13 protein-coding genes are annotated in these 19822 nt (G+C 39.4%); 4 read left to right on the forward strand and 9 right to left on the reverse strand.

All coding sequences use genetic code 11. The annotated features are described in order from the left end of the window. Positions 1–208: 208 nt before the first annotated feature. The gene (locus P0077_RS10280; RefSeq protein WP_276169192.1) at positions 209–1576 is read left to right on the forward strand and encodes a sigma-54-dependent transcriptional regulator; all 1368 of its coding nucleotides are present in this window, start codon (positions 209–211) and stop codon (positions 1574–1576) included. A gap of 2 nt (positions 1577–1578) precedes the next feature. After that, positions 1579–2919: a sensor histidine kinase gene (locus P0077_RS10285; protein ID WP_276169089.1), complete on the forward strand. Its 1341-nt coding sequence runs from the start codon at positions 1579–1581 to the stop codon at positions 2917–2919. Between the two features lie 15 nt (positions 2920–2934). Here the strand turns inward: P0077_RS10285 and P0077_RS10290 are convergent, their stop codons facing one another. From P0077_RS10290 to P0077_RS10310, 5 genes are all read right to left on the reverse strand, one after another. After that, positions 2935–3270, reverse strand: coding sequence for an MGMT family protein (locus P0077_RS10290; RefSeq protein ID WP_194529448.1), 336 nt, complete (start codon positions 3268–3270; stop codon positions 2935–2937). Continuing rightward, positions 3270–3899 carry a LysE family transporter gene (locus P0077_RS10295; protein ID WP_276169090.1) on the reverse strand — a complete coding sequence of 210 codons (630 nt, stop codon included), beginning with the start codon at positions 3897–3899 and terminating at the stop codon, positions 3270–3272. Before P0077_RS10295 ends, P0077_RS10290 begins: the two co-directional genes overlap by 1 nt. A 3-nt stretch (positions 3900–3902) precedes the next feature. Further along, on the reverse strand, positions 3903–4571 hold the full coding sequence (trmB, locus tag P0077_RS10300; protein WP_276169091.1) for a tRNA (guanosine(46)-N7)-methyltransferase TrmB: 669 nt from the start codon (positions 4569–4571) through the stop codon (positions 3903–3905). 10 nt (positions 4572–4581) lie between these two features. Next, on the reverse strand, positions 4582–5658 hold the full coding sequence (locus P0077_RS10305) for a sensor histidine kinase (protein ID WP_276169092.1): 1077 nt from the start codon (positions 5656–5658) through the stop codon (positions 4582–4584). A 112-nt stretch (positions 5659–5770) separates the two neighbouring features. After that, a complete protein-coding gene (locus P0077_RS10310) occupies positions 5771–6457 on the reverse strand; it encodes a response regulator transcription factor (RefSeq protein ID WP_276169093.1) in 687 nt (228 codons plus the stop codon). 214 nt (positions 6458–6671) lie between these two features. Between P0077_RS10310 and P0077_RS10315 the strand changes: the two genes are divergently transcribed. Beyond that, a complete protein-coding gene (locus tag P0077_RS10315) occupies positions 6672–9059 on the forward strand; it encodes a hypothetical protein (RefSeq protein ID WP_276169094.1) in 2388 nt (795 codons plus the stop codon). Between the two features lie 105 nt (positions 9060–9164). Then, a complete protein-coding gene (locus tag P0077_RS10320) occupies positions 9165–11981 on the forward strand; it encodes a TonB-dependent receptor (RefSeq protein ID WP_276169095.1) in 2817 nt (938 codons plus the stop codon). 83 nt (positions 11982–12064) lie between these two features. Here the strand turns inward: P0077_RS10320 and P0077_RS10325 are convergent, their stop codons facing one another. From P0077_RS10325 to P0077_RS10340, 4 genes are all read right to left on the reverse strand, one after another. Next, positions 12065–13168 (reverse strand): acyltransferase family protein, encoded by a 1104-nt coding sequence (locus P0077_RS10325; protein WP_276169096.1) that lies wholly within the window; start codon positions 13166–13168, stop codon positions 12065–12067. 12 nt (positions 13169–13180) lie between these two features. Continuing rightward, entirely contained in the window at positions 13181–14989 is a 1809-nt protein-coding gene (locus P0077_RS10330; protein WP_276169097.1) for an alkaline phosphatase, read from the reverse strand. 84 nt (positions 14990–15073) lie between these two features. Continuing rightward, positions 15074–16663 (reverse strand): RagB/SusD family nutrient uptake outer membrane protein, encoded by a 1590-nt coding sequence (locus tag P0077_RS10335; protein ID WP_276169098.1) that lies wholly within the window; start codon positions 16661–16663, stop codon positions 15074–15076. Between the two features lie 18 nt (positions 16664–16681). Then, positions 16682–19747 (reverse strand): SusC/RagA family TonB-linked outer membrane protein, encoded by a 3066-nt coding sequence (locus P0077_RS10340; RefSeq protein ID WP_276169099.1) that lies wholly within the window; start codon positions 19745–19747, stop codon positions 16682–16684. Between the last annotated feature and the right edge of the window lie 75 nt (positions 19748–19822).

The raw sequence follows: 19822 nt of genomic DNA on the forward strand, positions 1-19822 counted from the left end.
ATCGTGTTGGTATGCCAAACTTATAACGATTCTCGTGCCAATAATGTAATATACTGATTTTTAAATTTTTATGAATATTATTTTCTATTTGCATAGTTTATGGTGTAAAAAATATGTACAGCAATTGTCAAAATTTTGGACACTGTTTAAAAAGTTTTAAATGCAAGTTGTAGTTTTAAATGAACTTAGTAAAGCCTCTGGTAATCAAATGGTAGATGCAAATATTTTAATTATAGATGATAATAAGAGCGTCCTTAGCGCACTTGAAATTCTATTGCAGTTTGAATACAAAACCATACAGACCATCTCAAACCCGAATCAGATTACATCTTTTCCTGATTTAAAGGAAGTAGATATTGTACTGCTGGATATGAATTTCTCTGCGGGAGTAAACACCGGGAATGAAGGTCTGTATTGGTTGCGTGAGCTTAAGAAAAAGACGCCCCAGACTTCGGTCATAATGATGACAGCCTATGGTGCTGTAGATTTGGCGGTAATGGCATTAAAAGAAGGAGCTTCTGATTTTATTCTTAAACCTTGGAATAACGATAAGCTTTTGGCAACGGTTAAATCTGCATACGAGCTTAGAAAATCAAAGAAGCAGGTTACTGAACTGAAACAGAAAGAAAGTCACCTTAAACAGGTTATCAATCAGAACAAAAATTACATTATAGGTAATTCTAAGGCGTTAAATTCAGTGCTAAAGTTGGTCTCCAAAGTAGCCAAAACCGATGTGAACGTACTGATTACTGGAGAAAATGGTACTGGTAAAGAACTCATAGCACGTGAGCTTCACAAACTTTCAAGTAGGAATAACGAAGTATTTATTTCGGTGGATATGGGTTCAATATCAGAAAACCTTTTCGAAAGTGAACTTTTTGGACATACCAAAGGTTCTTTTACCGATGCCAAAGAAGACAGAGCCGGAAAATTTGAAGCAGCCAACGGTGGCACGCTGTTTTTAGATGAAATAGGAAACTTATCGCTTCAGGCGCAGGCAAAACTATTATCGGCCATTCAGAATAGAACTATTGTCCGCGTGGGGTCCAATAAACCAATTTCAGTAGATATACGTTTGATTTGTGCAACGAACGAGGATTTAGATAAAATGGTCGCCGAAGGACTTTTTAGGGAGGATTTATTGTATCGAATAAATACCATAAGGGTAGAAGTGCCTGCGTTACGCGAGCGTGATCAAGATATTTTGGTCCTGGCGGATTTCTACTTGAAAAAATTCACTTCAAAATATGGAAAACCAGGACTGAGAATGAATCAAGCGGCTCAAGAAAAATTAATGGATTATGGTTGGCCGGGCAACATTAGAGAACTGTTACATACTATTGAAAGGGCCGTTATCCTGTCGGAAGGAAATGTGCTTAAGTCAGAAGATTTTTTGTTGACCAATAAACAAACCGTATCATCCAATTTAAACGGTCCTGCAACTTTAGAGGAAATGGAATTTCTGATGATCAATAACGCGTTGAAGCAAAATGAGGGAAATTACAGTGCAGCGGCGGAACAGTTGGGTATTTCTCGGCAAACGCTCTACAATAAATTAAAGAAAATAGGGAAGTAGGTATGATGAGCAAACATATTTATCTGCAATTAATCGTTCGGGTTCTATTACTTGCGATTACCGCGTTGGCCGTAGGTTTTCTGTTTTTTTATGAAAATTATATATTATTTGCGGTTTTTCTTTTTCTGCTGGGGCTGCAAACCTATTATTTGCTTTACTATGTTAATCAGACCAACAGAAAAATAGCCTATTTTTTTGATGCTATAAAAAATGAGGATTTTACACTGCGTTTTCCTGAAAAGCTTAGCGGAAAATCATTAACGGAGCTTAATCACAGCCTGAACATGCTTAATACCATGGTGCAGGACATTCACCTTAAAAAGCAGGCACAAGAGCATTTTTACCAAGAGATCTTAAAACAGGCGGATATTGGTATTATGACCATTAATCCCAAAGGGCATATTCTGTACGCCAACCCAACAATTGAAAAATTACTCGATTACCATCCTTTAAATCATGTGAAACAACTCCAACAGATAGACGAAAAGCTATACGATAAGTTTGCCGGACTGAAACCTTTTGAAAGTAGCACCCATCAATTCGTCAATGAACGTGAAAAAACAGAATTGGCAATGAAAGCTACGGCGGTGACGGTAGACGGTCAAGAACTCTTGCTGGTGATTGTGCAGGATATTCGTAAAGAGTTGGATGAAAAAGAAACGGATTCTTGGGTGAAACTGATTCGGGTTTTAACCCATGAAATCATGAATACCATTACGCCTATAACTTCAATTTCAGAATCTATTTTAAAGTATTATAAAAAAGGGGAAATGGTTTTGGAAGCTTCGGAATTGCCGGGAGAGCATTTAAAAAGTACGGTGAAGGGGCTTGAGGTTATTCAAGAACAAGGCAATGGTTTAATGAATTTTGTACAGTCATACCGAAAATTTTTAAGCGTACCTGAACCCGATAGAGAACTTGTGCCTGCACAAAACCTTTTGGAAAAAGTAAAGTTGTTGTTAGACGATAAATCTGAAAATATAAAATTTGAGGTAGATGTGGTTCCTAATAGTTTAGAGTTGTATTTAGATCAAAGACAGATATCTCAAGTACTCTTAAATCTGGGTAAAAACGCGAAACAATCGTTGGGTGCTCAAGAGAACGGGGCAATTAAATTTGTTGCCGGAATTAATGAAGCGAATAAAAAATACATTCAAGTATGGGACAATGGTCCAGGAATTCCCCCCGAATTAATGGATGAGATTTTTGTTCCTTTTTTCACTACTAAAAACACGGGAACCGGTATAGGACTCAGTCTTTCCAAACAAATCATGAGATTGCACGGGGGGAGTATACGGGTATTATCAAAAGAGCACACTGTATTCACTTTGACTTTTGATTAAAAAATCAGAGAATAATTAACCCAACTCTTTAAATGGGTCCCAAAAGTGCTTTTCAAAATCTATGATTTGATTGTCAACCACCTTTATGCCTTCATTTTCTAAAAGCTGTTGCATTAGGTTGGTGCCATCAAAATGATGTTTTCCCGTTAGCAGTCCTATTTTATTTACCACACGGTGCGCAGGTACTTCTGGCATACTCCCTGCTCCGTTCATTGCCCAGCCCACCATTCTTGCACTTCTGGCGGCACCCAGATATTTGGCTATGGCGCCATAAGACGTAACACGCCCTTCAGGTATAAGCGCTGCCACCTCGTATACTTTTTGAAAGAAGTTTTTGTTCTCAGGTTTCATTAGCGAAATATAATTCTTAGAATGGTAATAATCAATAGAACCAACATAAGGGCACTGAGGATATAATTGCTATTCTGCGAAAACCGGTTTGATTTATGTTCTAGCTTATTGAAATAAACGGTATACATATAAAGCACGGTAAAAGTGCCCGAGCCCGCTGCTAGAATAAATACAAGAATATCCCAAACCTGAAATTTTATCCAGCCGGAAGCGTTCCACATAATGTTCAGTCCGCTATAATAGGGTATGGTCAATAAATTTAACGCGGCCAAAAGTACACCCTTAAAAAAACTGTTCTTTTTACTAACCTTTACGGTTTTTATTTTTTTTGTTTTGTTCTTCTTGGCTGCAATAAAAAAGTATACCATAAAAAAAGCGAAAACCACTACCGCAATTTTAAGAAGTATATCTACAACTTCAGGGTTTTTATGCAGGAATTTTGAGATGTAAACGGCTATGGTTGCCTGTAGAATGACCATTATGGCTACTCCCAAGCTAAAAATAATTCCGTTTAGTTTACCTTTTTCTACACTGACCTTTGCGGCGTTCATATTCAAAAGACCAGGAGGCACTGTGGCCATGAAAGCTGCGGAAAACGTAGCAAAAAAAAGTATCAAAAGATGTTGCATGGACTAGTGTACCTTGAATTGGATATAGGTAATGGGTTTGCCTTTTTCAAGATACTGCTTTTCATAGAAAGTCTGAAGTTCTAGAACCTCTTTTGGACTACCTTCATTCTTATATACGTCGTGATTGGCATAATTAATTTCTAATCCTAGGCCGTGCAAAAGCCCTAGCGTATAACCGTGCATGAATTCACTATCGGTTTTGAGATGCATAAGACCGTCCGGACGTAGAATTTTCTTGTATTTTGCCAAGAAGCTCTCGTTGGTCATGCGGTGTTTGGTGCGTTTGTATTTTATTTGCGGGTCCGGAAAGGTAATCCATATTTCGGAAACCTCGTCTTTGTCAAAAAGCTCATCAACCAATTCAATCTGTGTTCTTAAAAAAGCCACGTTTTTAAGGTTGTCCTCTAAGGCGGTTTTTGCGCCACGCCATAAACGGGCTCCCTTAATATCTATGCCAATAAAGTTTTTGTTGGGGTCTTGTTTTGCCAAGCCAACGGTGTATTCTCCTTTTCCGCATCCCAATTCCAAGACAATAGGGTTGTCGTTGCCAAAAAAGTCATTCCATTTACCTTTCTTCTCAAACCCTTCTTTTACGGCTTCCCGATTAGGTTGAATGACATTAGAAAAAGTTTCGTTCTCTTTAAAACGTTTAAGTTTGTTCTTGCTTCCCAATAGAATAAAATTAGATTTTTGCTGAGGTAGTGGTCGTGTTCTTGTCTTTCGCTTTTTCCAAAGTAAAAGAAAATTCCGAACCTACGTCTATTTCACTTTCTACATATATCTTTTCTCCGTGTGCCTCTACAATATGTTTTACTATGGCAAGACCAAGACCTGACCCACCTTCACTACGGCTACCGCTTTTGTCTACGCGGTAAAAACGTTCAAACAGGCGTGGTATATGTTGTTTGGGAATACCTTCGCCATTGTCTGTTACGCGTACAATTACTTTGTTTTTGATGAGGTTTTCTACACTTACCTCGGTAGTGCCATTGGTGTGGCCGTATTTAATTGAATTTACCAAAAAGTTAGTTACTACCTGTTGTATTTTTTCCTTGTCCGCAAAGACCATTATGGGTTCATCATACTCCATATCAAAAGTGAGTGTGATTTTCTTCTTTGCAGATTTCATTTCTAAGAGGTCAAAAACATTCTGTATAAGTTCAATAATGTCAAACGGCTCTCTATTAAGATTAAGATCGCCTACCTCTAGTTTTGTAATGAGATCTAGATCTTTAACAATGTAAATTAACCTGTCTACGCCCTTATTAGCCCGTTGAAGATATTTGCGACGCACATTTTTGTCGTTTATAGCGCCATCCAAGAGCGTTTCTATATAGCCTTGAACGGTAAAAAGTGGAGTTTTAAGCTCGTGCGATACGTTACCAAGGAAGTCTTTTCTGTATTCTTCCCTAATTTTTAAGGTGTCTATTTCTACACGTTTGTCTTGGGCAAACTTCCCTATCTCTTCGGTTAGGGTTTTCATATCGGTCGTTATGGGGCCTGTGCTAATAGATGAGGTTTCCAACATGGCAACATCATCATAAATCTTTTTAATACGACGATAAATGAACCTTTCTATTCGTATCTGTAAAACAATGAAGGCAATAGGAAATAGTAGTAGGGCAGAAATAATGATTGCCGTCCAGTCAAAAGAATTGAAAAGATGTAGGAACAATGCCAAAAGCGATACAAATGCCACGGAGATCATAAAAGAAGACCTTAGCGCAAAGCGATATGACCTTCTTAGTTTAGCGGACATAAGAAAACGGTTTTGTTTGTGCCGAAAAAATGGGTATGTATAATCATGGAACGAGTCACCGCCCAAAATTACTACAAAAAAGACGTATAACTTAATTAATAGGCAGACTTAATTAAAGAACAAACTTGTAGCCAACCCCTTTTACAGTCTTAAAATGTTGTTCGCCTATCTTCTCACGAAGTTTTCTGATATGAACGTCTATAGTACGCCCACCAACAACAACCTCGTTACCCCAGACCCTGTCAAGAATAACTTCTCTTTTGAAAACTTTACTAGGTTTGGAGGTGAGTAGGGCCAAAAGTTCAAACTCTTTTCTTGGCAGAACAATCTCTTCGCCGTCGTTAATTATTTTGTATTCCTCTCTGTTAATGATAATGTTACCAACGGTTACAATATCATCTTGTGGTGCGTTATCTTCTTTTAACCTTCTTAATAAGGCCTTTACCTTACTCACCAAAACTTTTGGTCTAATAGGTTTGGTAATATAATCGTCCGCACCAGCATCAAAACCCGCTACTTGAGAGTAGTCCTCTCCACGAGCGGTTAGAAAGGTAATGATTGAATTTTCTAGACCCGCTGTGCTACGAATGGTTTCACAAGCTTCAATGCCATCCATTTCTGGCATCATTACATCTAAGATAATTAAATGGGGTTGTTTCTTCTTGGCCATGGCAACGCCTTCAACTCCATTCTTGGCGGTAAAGACCTGATAACCTTCGGAAGTTAGGTTGTAGCCTACTATTTCTAGTATATCTGGCTCATCGTCAACAAGTAATATCTTAATGTCTTTCTTTTTCATTGGGTCTATAAAGATGGTTAATTCGTCAAAAGTAAAGATAATACCGACATACCAACGTCTCTTAACGTTGATTTAATATAGTAACGTTAACCTAACCTTATTGCAATAAAGGTTTAACATACGCGTAACTCGACTTTTACCTCACGTGGCTTTATTTGCGGTGTTCAAATTGAGTATAACTCGTAACATAAAAATGAAGCTAAATACTAACAAAATGAAAAAATTAATTTTCTCTTTATTGACAATCACGTCATTCGCTATTATCTCTTGTAGTAGTGATGATGGAGGAACAACCCCGACCGATGATGATAATCCAGTGGATCCAGTTGGTGAAGAAATTAGATTATCCGGTATTATTACTGAAGATGAAACTTGGGAAGCTGAGAACATTTACATCTTAGATGGCAAAGTGGTGGTTGACGAAGGTGTTACCCTTACAATTGAGCCAGGAACTATTATTAAAGGTGAGCTTGGTGAAGAAACTCTAGCTTCTGCACTTGTAGTGGATCAAGGTGGTAAGATTATGGCAGAAGGTACTGCTAGCCAACCTATTATCTTTACTTCTATTGAAGATGGTATTGAACAAGGTGAAACTACAGGAACTCTTACTACAGCTACTAAGGGCCGTTGGGGTGGTGTTATCATCTTGGGTAACGCTCCTATCTCTGTAAACGGAGACCTTCAAACTGCACAGGTAGAAGGTTTGCCTGTTGATGAATCTTACGGACAGTACGGTGGTACTGATACAGCTGATGACTCAGGTGTTCTTAAATATGTATCTATACGTCACGGTGGTGTTACAATTGCACCGGATAACGAAATCAACGGATTAACCCTAGGTGGTGTTGGTTCTGGTACGGTTATAGAAAATATTGAGGTAATAGCTAACGATGATGATGGTATCGAATGGTTCGGTGGATCTGTAAACGTTACAAATGCTTTGGTATGGGCACAAAGTGATGATGGTTTTGATACTGATGAAGCTTGGTCTGGAACGCTTACTAACGGTGTAGTTATTATGGAGGGCGAATCTGGTTCAGGTCTTGAGCTTGATGGTCCTGCAGGTAGTGCTGCTACTGAAAGTACTGCTTTCACCATGACAGGTATTACACTTATAGGAAACGGAAGTACTAGCAAGTATGCAGATCTAAGAGACGGAACACTTGTTAACCTTAACAATGTTTTGGCCTATGGTTTCTCTGAAGGTTCTACTGTAAATATCGCTGATGCCGATACTGCTAAAGAGCTTACTGATGGTCGTATCACTTTTGCTAACTGGGAAATGGTATTGCCAGAAGGAAGCACTATTGCAGATGTTTTAGCTGGTGATGATATTGCAGAAGGAGACGAAACTAAATTTACTGATAACGCTACGGCTGTTGGAACAGGAACTACAGGTGCTGATTTAGATGCATTTGCATGGACTGTAGCTGCTAGTGAACAAGCTATTGCTGTTACGCCACAAGGAACTACGATTACAAAATCAGGTATTCTTACTTCGGACGAAACTTGGACAGCTGATAACATTTATATCTTAGACGGTAAAGTTGTAGTAGACGAAGGTGTTACTCTTACAATTGAACCAGGAACTATTATTAAAGGTGAGCTTGGTGAAGAAACTCTTGCGTCTGCACTTGTAGTGGATCAAGGAGGAATGATCATGGCCGAAGGTACTTCTGATAAACCAATTATTTTTACTACAGTAGAAGATGGAATCGTTCAAGGAGAAACTGCAAGCACGCTTACCACTGCCACTAAAGGCCGTTGGGGTGGTGTTATCGTTCTTGGTAAAGCACCAATCTCTGTAAACGGTGATATTGAGACTGCTCAGGTAGAAGGTTTGCCTGTTGATGAATCTTACGGACAGTACGGTGGTACTGATGCAGCAGATAACTCTGGTGTTCTTAAATATGTATCTATACGTCACGGTGGTGTTACAATTGCACCGGATAACGAAATCAACGGATTAACCCTAGGTGGTGTTGGTTCTGGTACGGTTGTAGAAAATATTGAAGTAGTTGCTAACGATGATGACGGTATCGAGTGGTTCGGTGGGTCTGTAAACGTTACAAATGCTGTAGTATGGGCACAAAGTGATGACGGTTTTGATACTGATGAAGCTTGGTCTGGAACGCTTACTAACGGTGTAGTTATAATGGAAGGTGAATCTGGTTCAGGTCTTGAGCTTGATGGTCCTGCAGGTAGTTCTGCTACGGAAGCTACGGCGTTCACTATGACAGGTATTACACTTATAGGAAACGGAAGTACTAGCAAGTATGCGGATCTAAGAGACGGAACCCTTGTTAACCTTAACAATGTTTTGGCTTATGGTTTCTCTGCAGGTTCTACAGTAAACATTGCTGATGCTGATGCAGCTAAAGAACTTACTGATGGTCGTATCACTTTCTCTAACTGGGAAATGGTTCTTCCTGAAGGTACTACTGTTGCTGATGTTTTAGCAGGTGATGATATTGCACAAGGTGATGAAACTAAGTTTACTGACAACGCTAATGGTATCGCAGCTGCAGCTGATGCTTCTGAAGGTGTTGGTGCTGATCTATCTGCTTTTTCATGGGCATGGTCTGCTGGTGAATTAGAATAGTTGCAACGCACTAGAAGAATATAAAAAGAAAAATGTCCAAAGGCTTTGATTTTAAGCCTTTGGACTATTTTGTTAATAATTGAGCACTATATAAATTAACATAAAATGCTGAAAAAAATACTCTTTGCAACTACCCTTGTTCTCGCACAATGGTGTTTTGCTCAAACCGGGACCATATCAGGGAAAATGATGGACGGTGAGTTTAATGATGTACTTCCGTTTGCCAATATCTTGATAAAGGGAACCACCATAGGAAGCTCCTCCGATTTTGATGGGGTGTATGCCTTGGAGGTTGAGCCCGGTAAGTACACAGTTTCGTTTTCATATATTGGTTACACATCCAAAGAAATTACCGATGTAGTTGTTGAAGCTGGTAAGGCTACTGAAGTGAACGTAACACTTCAGCCTGCTTCCGCTCAGTTAGATGAAGTAGTTGTGACAACTACAGTAAGCAAGAACACGGAAGCATCGGTTTTAAACCTTCAAAAAAATTCGGTTAACCTTATGGATGGGTTATCGTTAGAGGCTATAAAAACTACTGGGGCTAGTAATATTGCCTCGGCTATTAAGAGTGTACCAGGGGTATCGGTGCAAGAAGGAAAATATGTGATTGTAAGAGGTTTGGGGGATCGTTATACCAAATCTATTTTAAATGGAATGGATATACCAGGTTTGGATCCGGATAAAAACACGGTTCAGATGGATATATTTCCTACCAATATTCTAGAAAATGTAATCGTTCTAAAATCTGCCGCAGCGGAATTGCCTGCTGATTTTACCGGGGGTGTGGTAAACGTGGTTACCAAAGATTTTCCTGCTCAGAAACAGATGTCTTTTTCTGCGTCTGTGGGTTATAATAACAATATGCACTTTAAAGATAATTATTTATCCTACGAAGGTGGTGGAACTGATTTCCTTGGTTTTGATGATGGTACAAGAGAGTTGCCTATTTCTAAACAGGCGGTTATTCCAAGCCCATCTTCTTCGGAGAATGAAAATTTAGAGGGTATTACACGTTCTTTTGAAAAAACTATGGCCACGGAACGGCAAAATTCGAAACCCGATTTTAGCCTAGGTTTTAGTTACGGAAATCAATTTGACGTAGGTGATAACAAACTTGGTTTTATTGCATCTTTAGATTATAAAAACACCACTACTTTTTACGAGGGCTTTGAAAACGGTATCTACCAAAAAAACCCTGAAAGTGATGTTAACGAACTACGTTTTGATAGAAGGCAAGAAGGGGATATAGGTTCTAATAACGTATTGGCATCTATTTTAACGGGCTTGTCTTATAAAACGGGCAAATCTAAGTACCGTTTAAACTTTCTTCACATTCAAAATGGAGAGTCAAGAGCGGCACTTTATGATCAAGAAACACAAATTTCCAATTCTATTGAAGTAGTTAAGGATAACCTTGAATATACACAGAGTTCGGTAACTAACTTATTGCTTTCTGGTAAACATACGTCTGAGGATGCTTCGTTTGTTACAGAATGGAGTTTGTCACCCACTTTGGCCAAAGTTCATGATAAGGATATAAGGTTGAGTACTTTTATTGTTGAACCTAATGGTTTCTCTATAAGTCCTGATGCTGGTTTTCCTCAACGTCTTTGGAGAAATCTTGAAGAAACCAATGCTGTAGGAAAAATTGATTTTTCTAAGAGTTATGAAATGTTCGGCAACAAGTCTATGTTGAAATTTGGTGGTCTTTACAGTTACAAGCAAAGAGAGTATGATATTCAAAACTATAGAATTCGTTTCTTTGATTTTACAACAGCGGACCTAAACGGTGACCCGGATTTAATTTTGGCAGATGAAAATATATGGAGCTTGGATAATAATTCTGGATCTTATTTTAGCGGTAACTTTCAGCCAGCTAACAACTACGATGCAGAACAGAATACCATTGCGGCATATCTTTCCAATGAGTTTAAATTTTCGGAGAAGTTCCGTGCTATCCTTGGCTTAAGAGCTGAGCAGTTTACAACGTATTTTACAGGTCAAAACAATACAGGTAGTGAAATCTATGATAATGAAAAAACCATAGATGAACTTGATTTCTTTCCTTCTGCAAATTTAATTTACGGATTTAAGGAAAATATGAACTTTAGAGTTTCATATTCAAGAACTACGGCTCGTCCAAGCTTTAAAGAACTTTCAGTAGTTCAAATTACAGATCTTTTAACGGGTACACTTTTCATAGGTAATTTAGATTTGGTTCCTACCTATGTTGATAATTTTGACTTCAGGTATGAGGTTTTTGGAGACAGGGCTCAGATGTTGGCTTTCAGTAGCTTTTATAAAAAACTAAAAGATCCTATTGAGATAGTAGCTTACAGTAACGTAGCGCCTAATCAGATTACGCCTCGTAATGCCCCTTCTGCTGATATATTTGGATTAGAATTTGAAGCGCGTAAGAATTTTGGATTTATTTCTGAGTCACTTAGTAACTTAAGCGTAAACTTAAATGTCTCTGTTATTGATTCTAAAATTGAAATGGCAAAAGGTGAGGACCAAGAATATGAAACTAGACTTGCTTTTGCTAGAGATGGTGAAACAATTGAAGAAACGAGAGAGCTGCAAGGGCAATCTCCTTACCTAGTAAATGTGGGTATAAACTATAATAACAGGGAAACTGGATTTGAAGCCGGAGCATTTTTTAACGTTCAGGGCAAAACGTTACAAGTTATTGGTTTTGGTCAAAATGCTGACGTTTATACGCAACCTTTCAATAGTTTGAATTTCAATATATCTAAGGCCTTTGGAGAGGAGCAACGCTCTAAAGTAAGTTTTAAAGCGAACAACATTCTTGGTGATGATCGTGAAAGTCTTTACGAATCTTTCGGAGGAATTACAAACCGTTACTCTTACAGGGATCCGGGTGTATCATTCTCTTTAGGATATAGCTTATCATTTTAAATTTTTGGACACAGTATCATTTAAAAACCCCGCAATTGCGGGGTTTTTTATTTCCAATTAAACTGTAGGGTTTTAAACTGTTTCTAGACTTTTATGTAAATCTTCTTTTTATCCAACCAAAGGCCTATACTCCAACAAAAGAGCATAAAAACCAGAGCAAAGGCTAGAGAACCAAAGTAAGGACCGATCCAACTAAAACCTTTTTCGTACACATAGCTATAAAGTGATTGCTCACCATTAACCCGGATAAAGAGAGCGCCAATAGCTACATATTCCGAAAGTAGATAAATGAAAAGCGGGTTCTTCCCAAATACCTCAAAGAAATTGTAATTAACGGGTTTTTTTACAAAGTCTATGGTATAGACAAGTACGGATAACACTACAATGTCTAGACCCACGGTAAGTGTTACAAAAGAGCTTGTCCATAATTTTTTGTTTACCGGGAAGCCTAAATCCCATAGATAGGCAACCACCAATAGACCGGCACCCATCAGTAGCATTTTTGCCAGCTTCTCGTAATTCATGCCGCCATCAATAATATATTTTCCAATAAGATAGCCTACCAAGACGTTACAAATGGAAGGCAGCGTGCTCAAAAGTCCTTCCGGATCAAACGGTATACCATTGCCTATATATAGATGACTATCACCTAGTATAAGACGGTCTACGGTTCTGGCAAAGTTTCCTTCAAGGGTATAGTCGCCAAATGCGGCCAACAGTCCCCAATAGCTTAGTAACAAGATAACCGAAGCTATGATCAGTTGCCTATTGGTTAAAAAGTATATCATCACGGCCCCAATAAAATAACATAAAGCTATGCGTTGGAGTACCCCAAGAATGCGTGTTTCACTAAACGGTACGGCAGCAAGGTTACCGGTTTCTGTCCAGGAAACAAACGGGATCCAGTACATGATATACCCGAGTAAAAAAATAATCAAGGTGCGCTTCGCTATTTTTTTGAATACTTCGGAGAAAGGTTTGTCTCCCCATTTGGTCTTTACAAAAGCAAAGGCGTTACCTACTGCAAATAAAAACGAGGGAAAAACCAAATCGGTAGGTGTAAAGCCATGCCATTTGGCGTGTAACAGAGGTGAAAAGGTAGAGTTCCAGTCGCCAGGGGTATTTACAATAATCATTAGGCATACGGTCAATCCCCGGAATACATCGAGCGCTTTAAATCTTTTCATGGTCGGTTACTTTTAGTTATCCCCTAAGTTAAGCGCTTTAATTATTTTTTCAAATACATCGCTGTTTTCGTAGGTGCCTTGAAAATATTGGGAACGGGGCCCATACGCAAATATCGGCACCATTGTGGCCGTATGATCATAGGTTGTAAAAGTTCCTTCAATAATACTTTCCTTTAAATTGCCCTGTGGAATGGAAAAACCTCCGGTTTCGTGATCTGCAGTAACTATTACTAAAGTATTTCCAGAAGTGTCTGCAAATTTTATAGCTTCGGTAATGGCCCTGTCAAAGTCAATTCCTTCGGTAACTATACCACCAACGTTATTGCGGTGCCCGTTGCTATCTATTTGTGCCGCTTCCACCATTAAGAAAAATGGTATTTTCTTGGAGTTTAAAAACTCAATGCCGTTTGTTGTTGCTTCGGCTAAGGCATTGCCCCTTCCGTTTAGTACGCCGGGAACACCTTCCACGGAAAGAAAATGTCCTAATTTATCAGCTGTATTAGCCCCGATCTCATTGATGTTTTTTACAAGGGTGAAATCTGTCTTTTTCCAATCGAATTCAAAATCTTCAGAACCACCACCTACAAAAAGAGAAAGTTTACTTTTCAATAGGTCATTGGCAATAAGCTCCGTATCAGAACGGTCTTTTTGATGGGAGAAGAACGAGGCTGGTGTAGCTCCGGTAACATGGTCAGTAGTAATTACGCCCGAAACAAAATTGTGTTTGGAAAGAAATTCGGGCATGTTTTCAATGGGTTCTCTATTAGGGTTTAAACCAATAGCTCTATTGTAGGTCTTGGTGCCAGTAGCTAAAGCAGTACCTGCAGCAGCAGAATCTGTGGTAAAATCATCTGAAGATTGGGTTTTTATAAAACCGATACTTTTTAGTTGAGATAGGGTCAACTCACCTCCATTGGCCAAAACAGCCGATGAAATCTGGTTAAGGCCATTCCCATCTCCAATAAGGAATATCACATTCTTTATAGGCATGTCTTTTTGGTCCGTAGCATAGGTTGGTTTATATACTTCCGATTTAATTTCATTTTTATAGGTGCGCTGTTCCAATGTGTTTACATACGTAGTGGCCTTATGCGGCATATCCGTATTTATAATGTCTACGCCTAGATCAGAAAATGCTTTCCAGGCAGTTTTGGAATCTGGTGTGCCCCAGAAGCGGAAAGGTTTTTTTAGTGCATGTGCTTTTTTAATGGCTCCGGAGACTTTTTTATAGTCTTCCTCAGTAAGTCTGCCTTTTCCGTTCCATTCCGAAAAGTTTTTGAAGCTAACACTTATAAAAGCTACTTTTTGCCAATCATCAGAAGCTAGGTTACTTTCTAATTTTTGATGGTCAAAATAAATAAAGTGGGGATAGGAATCATATGTTTTGGCATCGGGCCTGTGCCCGGAAATGACGATTTTTATATCGGGTCTGGTGGTGATTTCAGGGTATTTTTTAAGAACTGCTAGTATCTTTTTTAACGTAGGTTCAGCATCTGATTTAATGTCTAACATGAGCATAAGGCCGGATGGGTCGCCAATGTTGTTTTCTATGGCGTATTTTAAAGGCTCTAAGTAAAGGACCTGTAAGGTGTTGCCTTCAATGATTTCAGCTTCGGTATGGGTGACATTTAGTTTTCCGTTCTTCAAAAAGACATCGGCCTCAAGAATATCTAGTCCGTTGGCATAAGCCTTCCAAAACGGGACGCTTTGAAGATAATCGTTATGCGAATGAATGAGTGTTTTCCGGTCTTCTTGTGCGGATAAAATCACAAGGCTGAAAAGTGCGATTAAAATGGTAAAATGGATTTTAAATCTCTGCATGGGTTGAAATTGAAAAAAGGGCGCTCCATAAGGTAGCACCCTTTTAGTGAAAAAACTAAACTAACTAACGAACTATTTTTAATGTTACCATCCTTTATTTTGGGGGATTCCAGATGATTCAATAACTGTACTTGGTATAGGCCAAACGTGCATGTAGGAAGCGTCAAAATTTCTAGCCGGCCAAACAATCTCTGAGGTGTACGGAGAGTCCGGGTTGGAACGATCTGTATAAATACGGCCGTATATTGGCTCAGCATAGGTAGCAGCGGCATCTCCCCAACGTACAAGATCAAAATGTCTGTTGGCAAATTCGCCGGCCAATTCTACTCGTCTTTCATGTTTTAAATCCTCCATAGTGGCATTGGTAATTGCAGGAAGACCCGCTCTTTCACGAACCATATTCAATGGGGCATCACCATTTTTTCCATCCATAATTAATGCTTCGGCTTTCATAAGTAAAACTTCCGCGTAGCGCATTAGTGGAACATTGTATACTGTAGATGGGTCATCTCCATTACTGTTCAGATAAGTTCCGATAGGATTTTCGAACTGGAACTCATACATGTATTTGTTGAATTGAAACCCGGATAAAGAGTTCTCCGATTGGTATCTTCGGTCTTCTCCGAAAAAGGTAAAGTCATCGCCAAAATTTAAAATGGTAACCGCCTTTCTAGCATCATCTGCTTCAAACTCATTGTACAATCCTTCGGAAGGCGTATAATAGCCCCAGCCATTATATTTACCCCAACCCTTGTTCTCTAGCATAACACCGGTTAGAATGCTGCCTTTGTCCACTCCGGAGTTTACGGACCAAATATATTCGCTGGTCCAATTGTTTAAATGACTGTGCAGTTCTCGGTAATCTTGTGATGGATTGCCCGTGTTGATCAATGCTCTGCCAGACCCGCTGTTGGTAACGGCATCCACATGTTTCACCACCTCGGCATATCTAGAAGCATCATATTGTGCCCAGTAGAGGTTGGTTTTTGCCATGTATGCCAATGCAGCATCTCTATGAGGGCGGCCATAATTTTCGGAAGAATAGTCGGTAAACAAGGGCAGTAATTCGGCAGCTTTCATTAAATCTGCTTCTATCTGCTTGTAATTTTCGACAACACTTGCCGGTCTTGAGTAGCTACCGGGTTCATCGTTCATATTCTCTTCCGTAATGATGGGGACACCCCCGTTTTCTCCATTATCTCCATAGGTATGGGCTACCCAGAAATAACTGAAAGCACGCATAAAATAAGCTTCTCCTAAATATTGGTTTTTTAGGGTTTCGCTAATATCCATATTGGGTACATTTAGAATAACATCATTGGCACGACGTATTACTTTATAGCTATTGGGGTAGCAAGTTGAGGTGTAACCGCCTTCGCCACCGGTGATATTAAAGTCTTTGATATTATCTGCAGAAGCTTTAATACGACCCGTAATCATATCGTCCGAAGCGTTAATGTACCAGAAGAAACCTCTAGAGAACATCTCTTGGTCGGTCATATAGGCGTACATACTGTTCACCGCTTCCGAGGCATCTTGCTCGGAGGTCCAAAAGTTGGCGTAAGATGTGCTTCCAAGCGGACTTACCTCTGTGAAATCGTCTGAGCATGTAATGAGGTTTAGACCTGCTAGACCTACTACCAAACTCATTGTTTTTATTCTATTGAATTTCATTTTTTAGTTTTTTTTTGGTTAGAGCGATAATGATAAACCTGCAGTGATGGTTCTTGATAATGGATATCGTGCAACATCTAATCCTTTGCCACCAACCTCAGGATCAATACCTGTATAATCCGTTATCGTAAATAGGTTTTCTGCTGAAATGTAGAAACGTAGAGATGAGCCGGGCAATAGGGAACGCATAATACGGTCATCTACAGTGTAGCCCAACGTAACATTTTTCATTCTTAAATACGAAGCGTCTTCAAGATACCAGCTAGAGGCCAAGCCAAAGTTCTGGTTGTCATCTTTTGTTGACAATCTAGGTGTTGTGGCACTGGTATTGGTAGTGGACCAAGCATCAAGCACTCTGTTGTCTAGATTGTAACCTGTTAATGAAGCGTTATAAGTAGAGAATTTATAGCCATTGAAAACTTCAACACCAGAAACTCCTTGGAACAGCATACCTAAATCAAAGTTTTTATAATTTAGGTTTAAACCGAAGTTGTATGTGAAATCTGGTTGGTAGCTATCGTAGAACACTTTGTCATTGTCATCTATCTTACCATCATTATTGCTATCTGCAAATTTGAAATCTCCTGGCTGTGCGTTAGGCTGTATTAAGTTACCCTCTTTTGTATGGGCGTCAATTTCTGACTGATTTTGAAATATACCCAATTGAGGAACTACATAAACGGAATATAATGACCTTCCTACTTCGGAGCGGTACGGTCTAAGTACACCTCTTACATTATCCGAATGTGCAATAAAATCAATACCACTGCTGTTGTATCCATCTAAGTTTACCAATTCATTGTCCAGCACACTGGTATTGGCATTGAGGGTGAAATCTAAGTCGCCGACCTTGTTGGAGTAGCTGGCCGAGATTTCAAAACCATTGTTTTTAACCTCTCCGCCATTCACGTCTGCAGCGCTTGTACCTTGGTGTAAATCTTCAAGCCCTGGCAATATCATGCCTTTGGTGTTTTTTTCGAAATAATCAAAAGTAAGGCTCAGAGTATTATTGAATAGTGCAGCATCAAGACCAAAGTTGATGGATTCCGAAACTTCCCAATTAAGGTTTGGATTGGATTGTTTTCCAACATACGAACCTTTGTCGTCAAAAGAAGCATCTTCTCCAATGGTAACAACAGTGGTATTCAAAGGAACATCAAATGAATAATAGCCTACCGAATTAATATTTCCTATTTGTCCCCAAGAAGCTCTGAATTTTAGATCATTAATAGCTCCAACATTAAAGAAGGACTCATCTGATAATCTCCACCCAACTGTTGCGGATGGAAAATTGTCCGCTTGGTTATTGGCGGCAAGTCGTGAGGTCATATCTCTTCTGATACTTCCAGAAATAAAATAACGGTTCTTGTAATTGTACATTACCCTGCCTATGGCGGAGGTTAATGCATCTTCATACACTTCTGTTGTTGGATTTCTAATCACGGAAGCATTGGATAGATACTGGTTAAATGCCTCTTCATTACTGAAGCCTTCGCCTCTGCTGGATAATTTTTCAAAATCAGTATGCTGAGAAGAATAAATGGCCGTTACATCTAGATTATGGTCTCCAAATGATTGTTTGTAGCTCAGCTGATTGTCCCATACCCAACGGTTTGTTGTGGCGTTAGACTGATCCAGATAATTGTTAGGGTTGGAACGGCCTAACTCTGGTACTCTAGGCTGAAACCTTTTGTACTCTGTATTGGTGTAACTGTAGGAGTAATTGGTCTTAAAGGATAGTCCGTTTATAATATCGTATTTTAAAAATACGTTGGCATTTAAAAAGTTGGTAGGTGAGGTGGTGGTTGGCCGCAACAATAACGCCAATGGGTTGTAGACATCTCCATAAGCTCCTGCAAATTGCGATAATTCTTCTGGTGCTACACCGGCAAAACTACCATCTGCATAACGTGTGGGGGACGCAGAAGGCATGTAAATTGCGTTGATGATCGTTCCTGAGTACGGATTGTCCGTATTGGTTCCTACAGCTTCGGAGCGTGAGAAATAAACATTCTCTCCAATCTTTATTTTATCCGAAAGGTCAAAATCCGACTTCACCCTAAAATTATACCGTTCTGAGCTGGTGCCTTCCAAAAGACCGTTTCTTTTGGTATAGCCAAATGAGGTTAGGTAGTTCATGCTTTCTCCCGCACCGCTAATATTAACATTGGCATTGTTCATTCCCGCTGGGCGAAAAATAGCATCTACCCAATTGGTACGGTTTACTTGTCCGTAAGGGTTTTGTTCGGCGTCATGTGCGGATTGTCTAGGTGTACCTGCGTTATCTGCAGCTGTATTGTATACATTGGCTTGCTCTTGTGCCGTAAGTGGTGTAGGCAAATTAGTGGCTTCTTGGATACCACCATAGTAATCTACAGTAATGCGAGGTTTTCCTATTTCACCTTTTTTGGTCTGGATAACAATAACACCAGATGCCGCTTGCGCGCCGTAAATAGCTGCTGATGCCGCATCTTTAAGAACGGAAACCGAAGCAATATCATTAGGGTTAATGGCCGGACCATAGTAAGGAACACCATCTACAACCGTAAGTGGTTGCTCATTGGCGAAAGTTCCCAAACCACGTATAACTACGTTACCGCTAGAGGTGGGGTCACCACCTTGACTAAGTACCGTTACCCCCGCAACGTTACCTTGCAAGAACTCCGTAATGTTGGCAACAGGTCGTGAGGCAATGCTCTCCACGTTGTTGACCGTTGCAATTGCTGTGGTTAAATCACCTTTTCTAGAAGAACCGTAGCCAATAAGAACTACTTCATCTAAAAAACTAGCTTCTTCACTTAAAGCTACATTTAGGGTTTGATCTCCTGAAAAAGGTATTTCCTTACTGGCAAAACCTAATGAAGAGAAAACCAATGTTCCGCTTTCTTCTGAAATGTTTATAGTAAAGTTACCGTCAAAGTCTGTGGAGGTTCCTATTTGATTACCTCCTTTTAATATAATGGATACAGAGGGAATTGGCATCCCGTCCATTTCGGAAACTACCGTTCCCTTTACTGTTACTTGCGAATAAGAAAAGGAAATACATCCTAATGCTATTAGCAGAACTAAGTACACTTTTTTCATTTAGTTGATTTTTTTAGAATTGGATTACCGTTCAAAAGTAGATGGCGGCATTGCTTAACCAGATGAAAAAAGAAT

The sequence above is a fragment of the Zobellia alginiliquefaciens genome (assembly GCF_029323795.1).
GTDB lineage: Bacteria > Bacteroidota > Bacteroidia > Flavobacteriales > Flavobacteriaceae > Zobellia > Zobellia alginiliquefaciens.